General features: G+C 37.0%; 11 protein-coding genes and 1 pseudogene. 5 read left to right on the forward strand and 7 right to left on the reverse strand.

From position 1 onward, the window contains the following. Positions 1-519 precede the first annotated feature (519 nt). From ACFINZ_RS00735 to ACFINZ_RS00745, 3 genes are all read left to right on the forward strand, one after another. Positions 520-2,100 carry a hypothetical protein gene (locus ACFINZ_RS00735; protein WP_375701115.1) on the forward strand — a complete coding sequence of 527 codons (1,581 nt, stop codon included), beginning with the start codon at positions 520-522 and terminating at the stop codon, positions 2,098-2,100. Positions 2,101-2,121: 21 nt separating this feature from the next. After that, positions 2,122-2,463 (forward strand): ferredoxin FdxA, encoded by a 342-nt coding sequence (gene fdxA, locus ACFINZ_RS00740; protein WP_015856977.1) that lies wholly within the window; start codon positions 2,122-2,124, stop codon positions 2,461-2,463. A gap of 304 nt (positions 2,464-2,767) precedes the next feature. Next, positions 2,768-3,352 carry a CarD family transcriptional regulator gene (locus tag ACFINZ_RS00745; protein ID WP_273790499.1) on the forward strand — a complete coding sequence of 195 codons (585 nt, stop codon included), beginning with the start codon at positions 2,768-2,770 and terminating at the stop codon, positions 3,350-3,352. Positions 3,353-4,249: 897 nt separating this feature from the next. On the opposite strand, the pseudogene ACFINZ_RS00750 reads toward ACFINZ_RS00745, so the two are convergent. Together ACFINZ_RS00750 and rpmF are read right to left on the reverse strand one after the other, a co-directional pair. Next, a pseudogene (locus tag ACFINZ_RS00750) lies at positions 4,250-4,997 on the reverse strand (tyrosine-type recombinase/integrase); the annotation flags it as partial. 1,614 nt (positions 4,998-6,611) lie between these two features. Then, positions 6,612-6,791, reverse strand: a complete 180-nt coding sequence (rpmF, locus tag ACFINZ_RS00755; RefSeq protein WP_005774555.1) for a 50S ribosomal protein L32 — start codon at positions 6,789-6,791, stop codon at positions 6,612-6,614. A 424-nt stretch (positions 6,792-7,215) separates the two neighbouring features. Between rpmF and ACFINZ_RS00760 the strand changes: the two genes are divergently transcribed. Further along, complete coding sequence (locus ACFINZ_RS00760) at positions 7,216-8,118, forward strand: polyprenyl synthetase family protein (RefSeq protein WP_375633452.1); 903 nt, start codon at positions 7,216-7,218, stop codon at positions 8,116-8,118. A gap of 1,725 nt (positions 8,119-9,843) precedes the next feature. Here ACFINZ_RS00760 and ACFINZ_RS00765 read toward each other — a convergent pair. The 3 genes from ACFINZ_RS00765 to ispG all read right to left on the reverse strand — a co-directional run bounded on the left by ACFINZ_RS00765 (position 9,844) and on the right by ispG (position 14,138). Next, positions 9,844-10,443: a hypothetical protein gene (locus tag ACFINZ_RS00765; RefSeq protein WP_375617843.1), complete on the reverse strand. Its 600-nt coding sequence runs from the start codon at positions 10,441-10,443 to the stop codon at positions 9,844-9,846. Between the two features lie 799 nt (positions 10,444-11,242). Next, positions 11,243-12,394, reverse strand: a complete 1,152-nt coding sequence (locus ACFINZ_RS00770) for an MFS transporter (RefSeq protein ID WP_375676702.1) — start codon at positions 12,392-12,394, stop codon at positions 11,243-11,245. A gap of 502 nt (positions 12,395-12,896) precedes the next feature. Continuing rightward, complete coding sequence (gene ispG, locus ACFINZ_RS00775; RefSeq protein ID WP_375680183.1) at positions 12,897-14,138, reverse strand: flavodoxin-dependent (E)-4-hydroxy-3-methylbut-2-enyl-diphosphate synthase; 1,242 nt, start codon at positions 14,136-14,138, stop codon at positions 12,897-12,899. Positions 14,139-14,989: 851 nt separating this feature from the next. Between ispG and ACFINZ_RS00780 the strand changes: the two genes are divergently transcribed. Then, positions 14,990-15,274 (forward strand): hypothetical protein, encoded by a 285-nt coding sequence (locus ACFINZ_RS00780; RefSeq protein WP_375611728.1) that lies wholly within the window; start codon positions 14,990-14,992, stop codon positions 15,272-15,274. A gap of 472 nt (positions 15,275-15,746) precedes the next feature. Here ACFINZ_RS00780 and ACFINZ_RS00785 read toward each other — a convergent pair whose 3' ends face one another. Further along, positions 15,747-16,754, reverse strand: a complete 1,008-nt coding sequence (locus tag ACFINZ_RS00785; RefSeq protein WP_375617840.1) for an HlyD family secretion protein — start codon at positions 16,752-16,754, stop codon at positions 15,747-15,749. Positions 16,755-16,783: 29 nt separating this feature from the next. Next, complete coding sequence (locus tag ACFINZ_RS00790; protein ID WP_375633455.1) at positions 16,784-18,412, reverse strand: MFS transporter; 1,629 nt, start codon at positions 18,410-18,412, stop codon at positions 16,784-16,786. Between the last annotated feature and the right edge of the window lie 21 nt (positions 18,413-18,433).

An 18,433-nucleotide genomic window follows, 5' to 3' on the forward strand; every position in this document is an offset into this window, starting at 1 on the left:
CGCTTAAAAAGAACGCAAAAGTTGTTAACTTCTGTGACCACTACTTTAACGTGTAATTTTATAATCGCAATTGTTTTTTTTACTGTCATGGTAAAACTTCTTGTCATAAGACACAATTTCACCTGCAAAATGCCTTTACAATATGCCTTTTAGCCTATGAAATATTTGAAAAAACTTTCTCTTCACTTTTCATGACAAAACAGCAAAAAAATTAAAGTGATCATGCAAAAGAAATGCCGTTTTTTGATAATCGGTTCCGTTTCCTTTTAAATCGAAGAATTTATTTATGCTTTTAGCTTTACAATACAACTAATAAGTGTAATTTGCAAATATAAAGCATCCAAACTGAATGAAAACTGAATGAAAAAAGAATCATTCAAGTTTTAAAGGCGCAAAGAAACAGCAAAAAATGACAAGAGTGATTGAAGCAAACGCAACAAACGTGTTAAAGAAAGAGCACCATTATGAAATTGTCGCAAAAAGCTTTTGACCAGTGTCACACTGAGAAAGAAAATGATCATGGATAGCAAGATTGTTCAACAGAATGAGATTCTTCAAGATGATATTCTCATTGAAAAACACGGAAGGGGTAAATTTGAAGGTTTTCGTTTTTATGCCAACAAAAACAGTACCGATCAAATAGCTGAGAAGCAAATTTCAACAGAGAATGAGAATTTGATTCTTGCTTTTTCCAAACGCGCGACACGTTTTTGTGCTTGTGCAAATGGAGATTTTACCCTCAGTTCTGATGGAATTGTGCGCTGGATTGGTCAACCCGTAGGACAACTTGTAGCAACAGAAGATTTTTTCAAACCAAAACTAATTGTTTTAGCAGATGAACAACTCACGGAAGAATCCCGCAATAACGTTGTGAAACGATTAGAACGCTTTGTCACCTTTCATTTTGAAACGACTTTAAAACCCCTGTTTGATTTGCGCAATGCTGATAATTTAACAGATTCAACAAACAGTCTTGCTTTACAACTTTTTAACTCTTTAGGGATTTTACCACGCCGCGAAGTCTTAGACATTGTCAAAAACCTTGCGCAAGAATCACGTGCCGTTCTTCGGCGTCTAGGCGTGCGTTTTGGCGCTTTTCATATCTATGTTGCCGGAATGCTTAAACCTGCTCCGGTTCAAGCCATTACTCTCCTGTGGAATCTTCAAAATGCGGGACAAGATCAAACTGGTTTGGGTGAAATTTTTTCAGCATTATCTGCTGGTCGAACCTCTTTGATGGTTGACTCTACCTATAACCGCCAATTTTATCAATTAGCCGGCTACCGAATCTTAGGACAACGTGCTGTACGGATTGATATTTTAGAACGTCTTGCCAATCTCATCCGTCCCGCACTTCATTGGAAACAAGGAAGTGATCCCAAACCAGATGGCGCCTATGATGGAAAAAGTTTTTTTGTTACACCAGCCATGATGTCCATTCTTGGGGCCAATGGAAATGATATGGAAGAAATCCTCAAAGGACTTGGTTATCAATCGTACAGCATAAGCAATACTGTTTTTGAACAAAATCTCCTTGCACACCAAGCCTCTTCCCCTGTCAATGAGACAATGCAAGATGTTCCCGCAGCAGAATGCGTTGGAAGTCAATGGCAAACAATAAGCGATTTAGAAACAACACGAGAAGAAAAAAATATCTCATACCCAAACATTTCATCCTCTGGTATTGAAAAACATCTCCATAAAACCAATCGTTTACCAACAGCTGAACCTGTTGGGAATTTTGCCAAATCCCCTCGCTCTACAGAAGAAGATAAAGTTATTTTGTTATGGCATTATAAGCATCAATTTCCCCACCATGCACAAAAAAAACGTGATAAATTAGGAAATAAGTGGCAAAATAAATCGAAGAACGCTGTAAAAAAAGCGGAATACAAAAATGAAAATTCCCCTCAAAAAGCACCATCACAAGCAAAACGCTCTCATAAGTTCCACAAATCCCAAGGGAAACATGCAAATCATAAGCCCTTTCAAAAAGAAAAGCGCCTTAATCCTGATTCACCTTTTGCGAAACTAGCTGTACTACGCGATCAACTCACCAATCATAAAAACACGCACACACTTTCCTCTAAAGAGAATTAAAGTAACAAATGGAGTTTGATCTTGACCCACGTAGTAACCGACAACTGCATTCACTGCAAATATACGGATTGCGTTGAAGTCTGCCCAGTTGATTGTTTTTATGAAGGGGAAAATATGCTTGTTATTCACCCCGATGAATGCATCGATTGTGGTGTTTGCGTGCCAGAATGCCCAGCAGAAGCGATTTTACCTGATACAGAACCAGGGTTAGAAAAGTGGTTAGAACTCAATCTTCATTATGCAAACAAATGGCCTAATCTAACCACCAAAAAAGATCCTCTTCCTCAAGCAAAAGAAATGGATGGTGTTCCAAATAAATTAGAAAAGTATTTTTCAGAAAATCCAGGAAGTGGCGAAGAGTAATGATAAAGTGTACACTCTCCTCCTTCAACGATTGAAAGACTTCTCTTGTAAAAATAAAAAATCCTTAAGCGAAATGATTGATTCTTTTAAATTTTGATGTTAGTGTTATTTTAACATGATCATCTTTCTAAGTATTTTTCTTTGCTTGTTATAGTAAAGCGGTGTATTTTTTTTTTGATTTAAAAGTACTCGGCTTTTATGCTCACTTAATTGGTACAATATACTTGGTTAAAGAAAACTCAACCCTCAGGTTTATAACCTGTTTTCCGATACATTTGTTGATCATAAGGGAGTAAACTAAAATATGGCATCCCAACATGGAACGTCTTCCAAGACCAAAGAATTTGCAACCTCTGAATATATCGTCTACCCTACGCATGGAGTAGGACAAATTATAGCGATTGAAGATCAAGAAGTTGCAGGACATAAATTAAAACTTTTTGTCATTCATTTCGCGAAAGATAAGATGGATGTCAAAGTCCCCATTGCAAAAGCCCTTTCCGTTGGAATGCGTAAATTATCTGCTAGTGATTCTGTCGAACGTGCCTTAAAAGTTTTACGCGGAAAAGCACGCGTTAAACGGACCATGTGGTCACGTCGTGCACAAGAATATGATGCTAAAATCAACTCAGGAGATCTTATTTGTATCGCCGAAGTAGTCCGTGATCTTTTCCGCTCTAATCTACAGCCTGAACAATCTTACTCTGAGCGCCAACTTTATACAGCTGCTCTTGAAAGAATGGCCCGCGAAATTGCGGTTATTAATAGTCTTTCTGAAACAGAAGCTATCAATCTCATAGAGATGCATCTCTCCAACAAGCCGGAACGCGAGTTTAAAACTGAGAGAGAAGAAACAGATGAAAACAGTAAAGCTGTCTACGCTGCATAATACACTCTTTCATCATAATGATGATATTTCGATAAAACCAGCGAAAAGCTGGTTTTATTTTTTAACATCCTCTCTACCCTTAAGGACAAAGTTTCTTAACCAGCGCCAATCTATAAACAATCTAACTTTTCGACAAATTCCTCCTCCTTATTTTCTTTCTTCATAGATAACAAACTGATTAATCATCATAATCTAGCATTATTCATATTAAATTAGAATCTTGAATATGGTAAGATTTCTCATTTCAAATTTCTCTCATGTTGAATTAATCAAATCACTTGCTTGTCAATCACAAGCGGAGCTGATCTGTGGGTAAAAACTGTACAAAAAGAGCGAGACACTGTCTCAAGCACCAAAGGATATACCAACATTGGAATCTGGCAAGATGTGTAAGGGCGGGGCTTGCTTTTTTATTTAAGCGTAAAGATCATAGTGCCGTTTATACACTACACCGAAACTTTACCATTTATCCCCTTCTACAAAACCATTGTAACATTCAAAAACACCGTCATAAAATGGATGCCACAAATATTGAAAAATATTGCTTAAAAAAAATGCGTGACGGTACAACATAAGATATTTTGTCTTGGGCGCTCTATTTTGCATGAGAAGCATTCCCCATTAAAGAACGCGATAAAAAAAGCATGAACTAAAACCATCATCTCCATTCTGTAAAAGGCATTCCAAATACTTTTGAAAGCTGTAAAACTAACTTAAAAAATCACAATAAAAATGAACGTTGGCATTGCCCTTCCAATTTCATATTTTTCCCAAATGAGGTTTCTATTTCAGAGGAGATATACGCAATATTCTTACTCCAATCGAACACAAAAAATCTAGAATGATTCATAGAACTCTTAAAAGTCTTAATCTCTGTTTCAAACAGACTGCTAAAGATTGGATATTCTCAGCAGGAATTGTCCAGTTATCATCTTCAATCTGATCTTCACGAATATGACGCAAAGGATTAGTACGAACGCCTATCAGGACAAGCAAACGCAAAGCCAGTTATGTTATGTTTTACAGAGTAACTGATAAAAGGCAAAAACATCTCTCCAATCCATTGCTGGTCTATGAGTGGTTTTATGACGTTGTTTGCCTAAGAGCGCGCGTACTTTTGCACTGCTTGTAAATCAACATCCACACCCAATGCAACCGCATGTTTAAGACAAAGATTAAGACGCTTCAGTGCTGTCTGAGCTGTTCCAGCTTTTGCATGCCAAATAGAGGCAAGGGTATTGCGTATCTCTGTTTGCGTAATCTCTGAAACAGGCAGACAGCCTAATTTGGGGAGAATATAAAGGTGTAAGGGTGAAAACCAATCACAAGCCTCACCATCATTTTTTAATTCAGCTTTACGGCTTTCAAAAGCATCCAACACGATATCTTTTAAATAATGGAGATTGCGCATTGCCTCACGCTTTTGTTTCTCACGTTCTTTAATGGGATCACGCCCCTCACGTAAAACAGCCCACCACCCAGTTGCCAATTCACGGGCTTGTTAAAAAAAAACATCTCGCAAGGCACCCAAGCCCATTTCACGGCGCCGACCATGAATGGTATAACGATAAAGCCATTGAGCACCACCATCTTTACGTTTGTGAAGAAGCAAGCCGGCACCATCATTATATTTGCTAGCCCCCAATGTTGTGACAACCCTTGGCTCTTAAGACTCTTCATAAGAACCATTTTTAGTTCTTTCTTATACAAATTTTATCCACACACTCATCCCACTTGTGACGTGCAAACGAGTGGTTTGGATTGATTCTAGATAGAGAGATTTGAAATGAGTGAATCTTACGTTATTCGGGGTTCTAATTCAATATGAAAAACAATGAATTATATATATAAATCAATATGTTGTCTAGTGATGAACAGATAACAAAAAAAATCATAAACTTAGGTAAGCAACACTATAAAATCATTCATAAACCAGCTATGAACTGGAGAATCGTACCGGCTTTGATAAAATACTTTGCTCACCCCCACACATAACATATCTGGTTTTAAGTTTACTTATTTTTACAAGCTGTTCGCAACAAATCCCTTATATTCACAAAAATAAGAAAAATATATAGACAATTCTTAGTTCAAAAACATGAAAATACAGCGTGATATTCATAGAAAAGTCTCATGCACTTTTATCATAAAAAGTACTAAAGATTATTGAATGTGTACACCTTCTGTCTTGTAACGGTTTTCTCTTTTCTGCTCATAAGAAAGCGCGCTGGCATCAGCATACACTTAACCCCAATGTTACAACAATTCTTACATTTGAAAATATTCATTATAAACATTTTTCCTTTTTTATAGAGTTTTCACCCACATGCCAGCCCCACTTGTGACCGAAAAGCAAGTGATTATCATTGATTCAACATAGGGAAAAATTTGAAATGAGAAAATCCTACGATAGACCTTCCATTCAAGGCGCAAAACAACAAATGATCTTTATAAATCAATGTGATGTCGATCTCTATTTTTTTTTAAGGAGAATCACATGTCACAATATAAGCCTATAGACAAACCATTGCCTTAAATATTCTCATAAAAAACACCGGAAAACACCGATATGCTTAAATCCTTACATAGATCAACCGCCTTAAACGATGATATTTTACGGTCTAATAGGATTCTCTCTATAGTCAATAAAGATTAAGTGCGATACAAAATGATTCTATTACTGAGCTAACTTATATCAATACCCAAGCTCTTAACGAAGTCATCATAAAAGACACTGATACAAGTAGCCCTTTATAGCCTCTCAAGAAAACAAGAAAATCATCTCCCACAATAGAATCATTTCTCTACAGCACAACTTTATCCCACACATGTTCTCAAGAAAAAGTGAAAAACGCATCTTACCCAATGCATTCATTAATGAAACAAAAGAAGTTCACCACTAGAAAAGAAAGAAAACGCTAAAGTTTTAACCACTAAAACAGAACGTCCACGATACATTCCCTGTTCCACATCGATAGAAGACGATGCAAGAGAACCTCAACATTCATCTTAAAGCGAAAATGCACGCCCCAAGCGTGCATTGATCGATGCAATAAAAGAAGTTCACCTCTGGAAAAGAAAGAAAACGCTAAAGTTTTAACCACTAAAACGGAACGCCCACGATACATTCCCTTTTCCATATCAATAGAGGGCGACGCAAGGGAACCCCAACATTGATCTTAAAGCGAAAATGCACGCCCCAAGCGTGCATTGATCGACGAAATAAAAGAAGTTCACCACTGGAAAAGAAAGAAAACGCTCAGTCTTTAACCACTAAAACGGAACGCCCACGATACATTCCCGTTTTCAAATCAATGTGATGAGGACGACGTAATTCACCAGAATTTTTATCTTCGATATAAGTCGGCGCCTTCAGAGCATCAGCCGAACGGCGCATGCCCCTCTTCGCTGGAGAGGTTTTTCGTTTAGGTACAGCCATAAAAAGACACTCCAAATCCATTAAAACAGAAAAAGCAATGTCAAAAATGACAATGCTTCATTTAAAACACCATAAAATTTGAGGATATTATACACTGATAAAAAAGAAGAGGCAATGTCAAAATGATCCTCCTCTTACCAAAAATGACCTTCCTGTTATCAAAAATGGTGTCACAATAATCAAATGAATATCAAAAACACTGCAAAATTTAAAAATTTTATACACCAATGAAAGCTTTTTTATAAGCCCTTCATTCAATTTTTATTTGGTTTAAAAAGGGATTTGCGCATACAGTAGAGATACGGATAAAAAGAGAAGTTGATTTTTAATAAAAAACGACGCCAATTTATGAAAACAAGAAAAAGCGACAACCTTTCTCTTTAAACTTCATAATTTCATTTTTGTAAAAACAAAGGAAGCAAGAATGCACGAATTTACCACCCTTCTTGCAAAACATAGAGACACCGTTGAAAAACGGCTTGATACCCTGTTAAGTGATCAAATCCAAAATGGTGAAATTTCACGCCCTAAAAACTTAATCAAAGCCATGCGCTATGGTGTGCTGAACGGTGGAAAACGCTTGCGTCCTTTTCTTGTAATTCAAAGTGCTGCACTTTTTGACGTCCCTGTAGAACATTCTCTTGATGTTGCATGTGCCTTAGAATGTATCCATTGTTATTCGCTCATTCATGATGATCTTCCCGCTATGGATAACGATATACTCCGGCGTGGAAAACCCACTGTCCATGTAGCATTTGATGAAGCAACAGCAATTCTAGCAGGCAATGCCCTCTTAACATTTGCCTTTGAAATCATTGCCCATAAAGCTAGTAATCTATCTACAGATATTAGAATCAAGCTGATCACGTCTCTTGCACAATCGGCAGGACTTGGCGGTATGTTAGGTGGACAAATGCTGGACCTTGAAGCTGAAAAAAGACCGCAAGAAAGTACTGACATCATAACTCTACAACACATGAAAACAGCAGCCCTGATAAGCTTTGCTTGCCAAGCAGGTGCCATCATTGGCAATGCATCTAAAGAATTAACCGAAAAGCTTACTGATTTTGGTACCTATCTTGGTTTAGCCTTTCAATTAACCGATGACCTTCTTGATGTCACCGCCAACACGCAAACCCTAGGAAAAACGGCTGGGAAAGATGAAACGGCACAAAAAGCCACTTTTGTTCATCTTTACGGCATTAAAGAAACCCAAAAAAAGCGAGATATACTCATCAGTAAAGCAGAAGCATTCTTACATCCTTTTGGCGCTAAAGCACTCCCCCTCCAACAAGCAGCACACTTTAGTGCAATACGCCAAAATTAAACTTCATCCACCCTATTGTACATAGTGTACACCGTCATATTTATTGAATGCATAATAGACTTTTCCAAGAAACGTTACTATTAATCTCCATTATAGTCCTTATCATGAAATGGGTACGACAAATCTTGAGAGGAATTTCATTAAAACAAGCCGCGTGAATTTATAACACAAATGCATTCTGGGTATCCTATTTTGCATGAAAAATGCCTTCCATTAAAGACTAAAAGAAACAAAATGTGAAAATGCGTAATCACCATGTTTTAAAAGATATTACAGTGGATGCTTTAAAGCCGAATAAAAAACAACCGGAAAGAGGAAAACTCGTTTTCTCCTTTATGTCTTTAATCTTCTAACGATAAGGCAAAAATAAACAGAATAAGTATACAACAAGGCATTTTATAAACCCGCAAAAAACAATAAAAATGCCGATTGGCTTTGTAGCCTTATCAAAGTCATCTGTTGTTTATTGCCAACCCTAGGAGTACACTGCCCTCAGTAAAGAGTCGTAATTTTTATGCCTTTCCACGCTATCTTGTTGTAAAAAATCAAATATGGTTACATTCTGTAAATTCAGTCGTGTATTGCTTGCTCTCTAAAAACACTTTTACAAAAATGCTCGTTGTTTAGTTTAAGCATTATTTTTTTGAAGCTCGTATTTAAAATATCAGAAAAAAATGAACATAATGGCTATTTTGATTTTTATGCCACCCTCAAAGAACAAAGTCTTTTAATACAATCTGCTCTGTAAACAGTCTAGTGTCCTACCGAGTAGGTTTCTCTCGCTTTCCACACATGCGATTCACTTAAACTAAAGACGCGATAAGCAAGACTTAAGAATATTCACCATGTACTTCTTAAAATACTTAATGTATCAAACAGGATACCTTCACCACCCCTCAAATGACAGTATATTATAGCATAACAGGATAAATAAAACCACTAATTTCAATAGAACGAAAGACCAAAGCAGTATTATTACCGATCTCTCTTCTCTTAAACTGGAAAGATATAATACATTGATTTATAATGATAATTTGCGGTTGTTCAACTTGAATAAGAACCCTGAATACCGTAAGATTCTCTCATTTCAAATCTGTGTATATTGAATCAATCAAAATCACTTGCTTGCACGTCACAAGCGGGAAAAGCCGCGTAGGGCAAAACATCAAAGAAAAGACTAAAAAAATGCCTCTTATGAACCGTCTTAAAAGCCAAGGGCTGTCGCAACATTAGGGGCTAGCAAAGTGAATGATTGTGTCGGCATGCTCCTTCAAAAGCAGAAACATTTTTATTTACAAAAGTGTGTAATAACTTCAATTTAATAATAATCATGATCACTGTACAACTTTAATTCATCACGCTCTTTATCTCGTTTATTCAATTCATCACACAAAAAGAGAATTGATAAGATTAAACAGAGAATGATCTTTGCAACAGAAAGATAAAAAAGTCCTTATTATTATATATAATAGCGCAATCTAATTTGTGATAAGTCGTTTTTTCAATCCAAGTGCAAATTTCCTCCTTTAAGTGCAATTTTCTTATTAAGATGAAAAGCATCATTGTAAGTGAACCTATGCCTGTTGCCAACGCTGGAAAATATGGCCACCTTTTGAAGCCATAATAAAAAAACAAGCAACATGGCCAAGAAAATGCCGCAATTATCAAGAGTATTATAGCCATTTAATACCCTTCGAGAGAATTTTTCTCATTACCCATTCAATATCATTTGTAAATTCCTCTTGGTTTCATCATATCATATATCGTGTGGAGTTCTCTGCAAAAACGCGCTATTTGTTTAGTATTGTCATCATGACCAGCTCTCATACTAGACACAAGGTCAATAATTTGTGTTGTTGGGCTAATACCATTTCCACTTGAAGAATTAAGAAATTTTTTCGCATAATCAATCATGGGGTCGGTAGAATTCATAGACATATTATAAGCCCAGATAAAATCGCTTTCTCTCCAATTATAGTCATAACGCAAACTGCTTATGACATTGGGTAGCATTGCCCATGACATCTCCTCATTATAATCACTGCGTAATAAATTAACAAAGCGTCCACATAAAACAATAAGTATGTGTCGATGCCATATAATATCAAATTTGGGCGCTATATTTTGATAACCACGGCTATAGACGAAATTTCTTGCTTGTTCCTGCTTTTGAAAATGTTCAAAAGCCTCGTATTTTTCACTTATATATTCTTCGTAAAGTTTATTGTACTGCTCTAAACTATCTACACGCGTACATCCCAACAATACCAATACAGAAAAAAGAGTTATAAATGTTACAACACACGTTATGGATAACGATTTCATCGCTTTACCTTTATAATAACCATAATTTGTACGGCTTAACAGATTCCTATCAAATATATCAATATGTGCTGGTTTCTTGTGGCTTATTTGTAGCAAATTGTACTCAACAATATTTCTGTACTTGGTTTTATTCCCTCTCAAAGAGGGGGGATGTCATTCAAAGTTTCCATAGATAAGTTTATTATCTGGATCAGAAATTTTCTAACATCAGAAAATACAGAGCTAACGCCACAATCAAAGAGAAAATACTCAAAAATGAGAATGTACAACGTAAAAAATTATCTCAACAAGATAATTGATATTTTAAAGAAAACAGCAATAAAACGCGTTAAATATATCAACAATAAAATCAGTCATGAGGAAAGCCTATTTGAACAGGCTATAAATTGTCCGACTGCTTAAATTAGCTCTAATGAGATAAAGTGTTACCAGTAAGGAACCAATGAAAATGAGAAAACTGCTCCATCACCATTCCTTAATAAGTATATAATCCGGCACAATCATGTTCTTTATCAGCGTCCAATCTTGTCAGCAACCCTTTGTGTAATATTCATGAGCAGCATTTTTATTTCTTTTGTAATGATTGTTATGCCATTTTAATGATTATTATGCCAAGCCCACTTATAACGTACAAGCAGATGACTTTGATTGCTTCAACATACATAGATTTTAAATAAGAATAACTGACACTATTCAGCTTTCTCATTCAACATGCAAAAACAACGATGCGCCTTAATAAATCAAAGCTTTGCCCCACTATGAAACCCTATAAAACACGTATCGTAATAAGTTAATATTTTCACTGAACTTTTTTGAGAGTTCCTTCTAAAAAAAGTACTGCCAACAAGTAAATCAATAAATAAATAGCAAAAATATAAACGAGTGAGAAAAAGCCAAATATATTGACCATATACGCACTCATGTAAAAAAATACCAATAAGCTAAATCTCCCAACGGTTGACAAGAAAGATTCATATGTAGCCCTGAAATGATCACTAATACTATCATGCAAAACAACTTCTACACGAAGATATGTATACTTAATGAGATAAAAAATCATACAAACTAAAATGACAGCCATTTCTTTTCTTGGTTCAAAGAAAGCAACGGTAAAAATCAGTGAAGCCGAAAGAAACAGTAGTAAAATAAAATTCACTCTTTCACTTAGTTTTGTAAAGAGAAAACTAGCCAAGAGCTGAGAGAACAATATCAGTGAAAATGTCACACCAAGATCAAAATAAGTGACATTAATATCATAATCTTTAAATATCCACTGCCAATACTGCGAGAATATATTGAAAAAGATCAATGAAAAATAAAAGCATAAAGAGATATAAGGAACTTTAATAAAAATAGACAATATCTCCTTAGCTTCACAAATGAGAGAATTCGCTTTATTTGGTTTTTTCTCCCCCTTCAAGTCATCAAGAAAAAACAAACCAAATAGTGTCGTCATAAACATTAAAAACGCCGCGATATACCATATATATTGGCTAGAATAATCAGCAAAATATGCGCCGATTAAACTGAATATAAACATGCCGATATAATTATATTGAGAGCTGGAACCAAGCACTTTTTTAGTAGATGTCAATTTTGCTTTTGCATATTGAACAAGTAAAGCATTATAGGCTCCAGCAATTAATGTCAGCGATAAGGCATTAAAAGTTTCTGCCAAAAGAAAACCATAAAAGCTTGTAGAAAATCCCATGAGAAAGAGCCATGTGGCAGCAAAAGCCGCTGCCAAAACGATCGATATTTTATAACTTTTTCGATCAGCAAAATATCCCAGAGGAATATCGGTAACCATCATAATAAAAGCCTGAAACGACTTAATGACACCTATATCAATAAGCGTTAAGCCTTTTTCAAGCATATAAAAGACAATAAAGGCGCCGGTTAAAATCCTTATACCGTTAAATAAAAAGCCAAACGCTAATATACTTGTCATGCACTCCCCCAATAACGCCAAAAAAGGCACCCGTATACATCATTTTATATCAATATAAAAGCTTACATTTTACGACAAATAGGACTATAATCGCTATAAGGATTTCCAATCCTATCAATTTGATACCCCAAAAAATGCTGGGAAAATGCCTGAAAAATCAATAAACAATGTTCTTTCTATAATTTGATATTTGAAGAATCCGTTAAATATTTTACTGTCTCAAGAGCAGCCAAAAAACCAGCAACAACATTTACGGATCTATTAAAGTATTCATATCGTTTTGCTTAATAGTCTTAACACACTCAAACTCATTAATATCTTTCATAAGCTTCTGATTCTAAAACAGGCATATCATCTGGTTTTACCTAAAATAATAAGCAACCAACAACAGTATTGACCATAGCTAAAGCAGCAGCATACAACAGCGCCATCTTCACATTGAAGACAGCTTGTTAAAAAAAACGACACACCATTTTTACTTCAACCTTATGCGATTTTTACCTCAACCTTGCCCAAAGCGTGTATGAATATAATCACTCAAAAGTGCTTCAAATTCTTCAGCAATGTGATCACCCCGCAAAGTTTTTACCTTTTGTCCCTCAATAAAAACAGGTGCCGCAGGACTTTCCCCCACTCCAGGCAAAGATATTCCAATATCCGCATGCTTTGATTCCCCCGGTCCATTGACGATACATCCCATCACAGCAACCTTCAAACTTTCAACGCCAGGGTATTTTTTACGCCAAACAGGCATATTTTTGTATAAATCTGCTTCAATTTTTTGCGCCAATTGTTGAAAGACCGTTGAGGTTGTGCGCCCACAACCAGGACAAGCCGCAACAACAGGCAAAAATTGCCGAAAACCCATCACTTGCAAAAGTTCTTGCCCCACCTTTACTTCTCGTGTCCGATCACCACCAGGTTTTGGTGTTAAGGAAATTCGTATCGTATCGCCAATCCCTTGCTGTAATAAAATACCCAAAGCCACCGAAGAAGCAACAATGCCCTTTGTTCCCATCCCAGCTTCCGTTAATCCCAAATGAAGAGCATAATCACAACGCGCCGCCAAGGTGGTATAAACAGCAATAAGATCTTGGACATCACTCACTTTAGCAGAAAGAATAATTTTATCACGCCCCAACCCTAACTCTTCTGCTAAAGTAGCCGAAAGCAAAGCCGACTGCACAACTGTTTCCCGCATCACTTCAGCAACCGATAAAGGATTTTCTTGCTGTGCATTTTCATTCATAAGCCGTGTTAACAACGCATTATCAAGAGAGCCCCAATTCACGCCAATGCGAATAGGTTTATGATACCGACAAGCAATCTCAATAATTTCTGCAAATTGACGATCTTTTTTTGCACCAAAACCAACATTTCCAGGATTGATGCGATATTTTGCAAGCGCTTCAGCACACGCAGGATGCTCAAATAAAAGCTTATGACCAATATAATGAAAATCCCCAACCAATGGTACAAAAAATCCTAACCTCTCCAATCGCTCCCGTATTTTTGGTACAGCCGCCGCCGCTTCATCGCGATCAACAGTAATTCGAACCAATTGTGAGCCAGCTTGCCAAAGAGCAGCTACTTGAGAAACAGTTGCATCAACATCAGCGGTATCTGTATTGGTCATCGACTGTACAACTATCGGGCTCTGCCCCCCAATGATCACATCACCAACAGCAACACCAACAGATCGACGACGCTCAAGTGGTTTAGATAAAAAATAGGTCGTACTCATCAAGTCCTCAAATTTTTAAAACCTGCGCTATCAATCATTATTTACATTGATTTCCTCCGCGCTTCAAAGGACGAAAATTACACCGCCCACCAATCTTAACAGATTGCTCTCAAAAGGTTCGACCTACTAACACTGATGCAATACAACTCATAGGTGTATTCATTCTATAGACGTACCGGATAAGTTCTACTACTTCTGTTCAAGTTTATACTTCTACACTTGGTTGCTTCAAAAAGAAACTGAAACAAAACAGAGACAATACTGTATTTTTAAGTTGCATGCCGATACCTGACATCAATGTCATCACAAAACAGTGTTTTACAACACAACAAATAACACCCATCAAAGCGCTATTTTTAAAAATGCATGAAAGACATCACCAAATTAATCCAACATATTGATTTATAATAATCTATTTTTTACAAATTTGAATGGAAAACCCAAATATCATAAGATTTCATCATTTTAAATCTTCTTAATTGAATCAATCAATACCACTCCCTACAGCCACAAGAGAATAGGTAGATAAAAACTCCTTATAAACTATTTCAAGTGCCAAAAGCTATCCCAACACTTTAAACAAACAAAAAAATGAAGACATCGCCCACCATTTTTATGAATGAATCTTACACCATTTTGTAAAAATTTTTACCTTACATCCTTAACAAACACCATCACGAAATGAACTCGAGTACATTAAGAAATGCCTCATTAAACCCAAACTCTTAACTCTCATCTCACCCACGCACGGCATTATCAATGCAACCTTTCAATTTTCAAGCCGTTATAGCAAAACCCCAAACACAATTCCAACTGTCACACAACAATTTAACACATGAAGGAGTCAATAAATGTGTCTATTTTCACCCCATAGAAAAAATGCTAAAATTAAAAAACGTATAGCACAATTAAAAAGAGAGCTGGTCCCCGTAAATCATTGGAGTTTTCAAAATGATAGCTTTGAAAACATTTCTGAGCTGTTTAATACATGGAAACAAAAAGGCCGTCACGCACTTTATCACCTCAACGAACATGCTACAGAATTAAAGAAAAAAGCGAAAGAAAATCCTAAAAAAACCCTCGCATTAGCAGCAGGAGTCGTTTTAGTAAGCTTCTTGCTGATCCGTAAAAATTAATAACACAACCAATAACCTTCCCTTTTAATGCCCGACTCAAAGCGGGCATTTTTTATGGTTTACAAAATATAAACTTTACGTCTTCCTCCTAACTTTATGCCCTCTCCCAACAGGATAAGTTTCCCACCCATCCGAGCAGTCTATAATCCAGTTTTTTATCTGGCATCCCCCTACCCCCATCTTCCAAACATGCGGTGACACCACACCTCAAAGGACAGTGTTGTGCAAAACCACAGGCAAAGCTTCCAATACTCCATCCCCCTACTGAGTTAGTTCAAAAGAAATGGAAATGAGTAAAGATGCATGCGCTTTAATATTCTAAGGAACATTATTTTACATCATGACATAAAAGTATAAGAAGCCTAAGAGCTTTAAAACATGTAGTATAGCAAACCAAACGAAATCTTCCAACGTAAACAACCACTTGCTATAAGTAAATGACGCAAAAATTAAACTGAAAAAACCCAAAATTTCATCCTCCAGAATCGACTCGCTGCGAAGTATCTACATAGGTAACCACGGACATGCCAGGAATGAGTTTTTCAATCCCTTCCTGCCCAGGATCTAAAGCAATCCGTACTGAAATACGTTGCGCAATTTTGATAAAATTACCAATTGTCGTATCCGTTTTTAACAATGAAAATTCTGAGCCTGTAGCAGGTGCAAAACGAACCACACGCCCTGTTAACTTTTTGTTGTTCAATGCATCAACAGAAAAAACAACCGGTTGTCCCACACGCATCTGAGAAAGTTGCGTTTCCTTATAATTAGCAATAATCCAAATATCATCAGAAATAACAGAGACCAATTGTGTCCCCGGCATAACATATTGCCCTACCCTAGCGCCAACCAATCCAACATAGCCTGTTCTAGGAGATAAAATCTTTGTATGATCGAGATTAAGTTTTGCCAACTCAACACTCACCTTCGCTCCCGAAACTTCTGACTGTAAACTTTGCCGTTCAAGATTTAATTGTTTTTGCAATTGTCGTTTTGTTTCTAGGGCTGCCAAGAGTTGTGAAAGAGGGCGAGAAACAGAAACTGCCGCATCACCAAAGCCTAACTTTTTACTATCAGAAACAACATTAGAGAATGCTCGTGAACGCGCTAATTCCGCTTCTGCAGCATTAACTTCTCCCTGTAAAATCTGAGCTTGCAATTCAATACTTGCCAGTTTTGCATTTTTTGAATCGAGAACAGCCTGTGCCCGTGCAAGCTGCTGACGAAAAAGAGAATCATCAAGCTCAAAGAGCAGCATTCCTTTTTCAACACGTTGATAATCTTGCACATAAATCCGTGCAATCACCCCAGAGATCTGTGAACTCACCAGAGTAACATTACCCTTAATGGAAGCATTATCCGTTATTTGAATGTTATTTACAAAAGGAGGAAGTCTCCAAGCCCACAAAATTAGCAAAACACCCGTAATGCCCGATAGGAATGCAACAATCGTAGCTTTTGACCGTAATGCTTTTATCATTTTTTGCACCCCTCTTCTATAACATCACTCTACTTTTCTAACGCACGCAAAGAGCATGACTTAACAACCATTGTAACAAGAAAAACAACGAATACAGCCATTGAAATATAAAAATAAAGCCGAAAAACGTCATCATAAGCAAAAATATTTGCTGTTAACTTAAATTTCTCTATCAACAGAGAAGTCGCCTGCTCACTTCCAAAGCCATGGGGAACAGAAGCACCATAAGAAGGCGAAAATAAAGTATTTATCTCACCAGAAATAAGCGGATCCGTCACAACAATATTTTGTGTTAAAGACTCAAAGTTCTTATGAGCAAAATAAAACTGTAGAGTGCCAAAAAAAGCCGATCCCATCAATCCCCCTGTCACTTGCGTTAGCAAAAAAACAGCAATAAAACTCAAAACATAACGCGGCCCTCGCTCACCAGCAATCACAAACCCTTTGAAAAGAGCAGGAGGCAAAAAAAGTGCATAACTAAAACTCACCAATCCTTGGCTCAACATCATATCTTGCGGACGCGTTAAATGATTGACACGACTATCTAAATAAGCGCCAAGTGCCAAACAACCCAAAGATAACAAATAAAAATAATCTTCACGCCCCGCCCGTAAAAAAAAGACACAAACAGCCCCCCCTAACAGAATCCCTAATGTCACCGCAAGATACATGGGCGCCATTTCACGATTGAGCAAACCAAAAAGATTAAAAAAACCGACGGGCAAATTGGATCGCTCCAACAAAAAAACATGAAAAATCAATAAAATAAAAACAGATTGTATCATTTCTTTACTGAAAATCCAACGGAGATCAATCAACGGTTTTTCTCTATTAAGCTCAATAATAATAGCAACAGCCAAAGAGAAAATAGCAAGTGCGAGCCCCCAACCAATCCATGGCGCTTCATACCACCAATACAATACACCAACAGACATGATCACAGCATTTAATCCAAGACCAAGAGCAATCAAACCATAGCTTATCCAATCTAATTTTTGAATAACCTTACTACGCACAACAGGAGTAAGAGGTAAAGTATAGATACAGACCAAGCTGATAAGAACCAACCCCATTTCCAGAGCGGAAAGGCTGGAAAAACCACCATTTTCCAGCAAATCAGGAGAAATCAAACGTGATAAAGGTGCTGCTAAAGCTGCATTCATATAATTCAAACTCAGAGCAACAGTAAACTTCTTTGCTGGAGCAAAAGCCTCCATCATATAAAGCAGCGCAAGCGAAGCCAAAGGCGCAGCAGCAATCCCAGCAAAAAAGCGAATAATTAGCGCAGAACGCAAATCCGTAACAAAGAGCTGCAACACACAAACCAAAACAAAGCCAAGGATTGACAGTTCAGCAAAAGCGCGCAGCCCAAATTGATAGCGGATTTTGATCAACATAATCGCTACACTCACATTTGGCGCCATATAAGCCGCTACCAGCCATGTCGTCTCGGCCAAAGTTGCATGAAAATCACCCGTAAGATGGACAATGTTAGACTGAACAATATTAGCCCCTAAACCATAAGCCCATTGCAAAATAAGAGAAGCAAAAATATAAACAAAGCACTTTGGCAAAGGTCCCGCAAAGACACGACCAGGATGAGGAAAAGGTTTTGCACTCCTTTTAGCAGACACAACCGTACTCTTTTTTCCGCTCATGTCATCTTTTCCTGTATACTC

Source organism: Bartonella sp. AA81SXKL, from assembly GCF_042196945.1.
GTDB lineage: Bacteria > Pseudomonadota > Alphaproteobacteria > Rhizobiales > Rhizobiaceae > Bartonella.

Coding starts and splice junctions, on each gene's coding strand:
- ACFINZ_RS00735 (WP_375701115.1), top strand. CDS start 520: ATGGATAGCAAGATTGTTCAACAGAATGAGATTCTTCAAGATGATATT.
- ACFINZ_RS00745 (WP_273790499.1), top strand. CDS start 2,768: ATGGCATCCCAACATGGAACGTCTTCCAAGACCAAAGAATTTGCAACC.
- rpmF (WP_005774555.1), bottom strand. CDS start 6,791: ATGGCTGTACCTAAACGAAAAACCTCTCCAGCGAAGAGGGGCATGCGC.
- ACFINZ_RS00760 (WP_375633452.1), top strand. CDS start 7,216: ATGCACGAATTTACCACCCTTCTTGCAAAACATAGAGACACCGTTGAA.
- ACFINZ_RS00765 (WP_375617843.1), bottom strand. CDS start 10,443: ATGAAATCGTTATCCATAACGTGTGTTGTAACATTTATAACTCTTTTT.
- ACFINZ_RS00770 (WP_375676702.1), bottom strand. CDS start 12,394: ATGACAAGTATATTAGCGTTTGGCTTTTTATTTAACGGTATAAGGATT.
- ispG (WP_375680183.1), bottom strand. CDS start 14,138: ATGAGTACGACCTATTTTTTATCTAAACCACTTGAGCGTCGTCGATCT.
- ACFINZ_RS00780 (WP_375611728.1), top strand. CDS start 14,990: ATGTGTCTATTTTCACCCCATAGAAAAAATGCTAAAATTAAAAAACGT.
- ACFINZ_RS00785 (WP_375617840.1), bottom strand. CDS start 16,754: ATGATAAAAGCATTACGGTCAAAAGCTACGATTGTTGCATTCCTATCG.
- ACFINZ_RS00790 (WP_375633455.1), bottom strand. CDS start 18,412: ATGAGCGGAAAAAAGAGTACGGTTGTGTCTGCTAAAAGGAGTGCAAAA.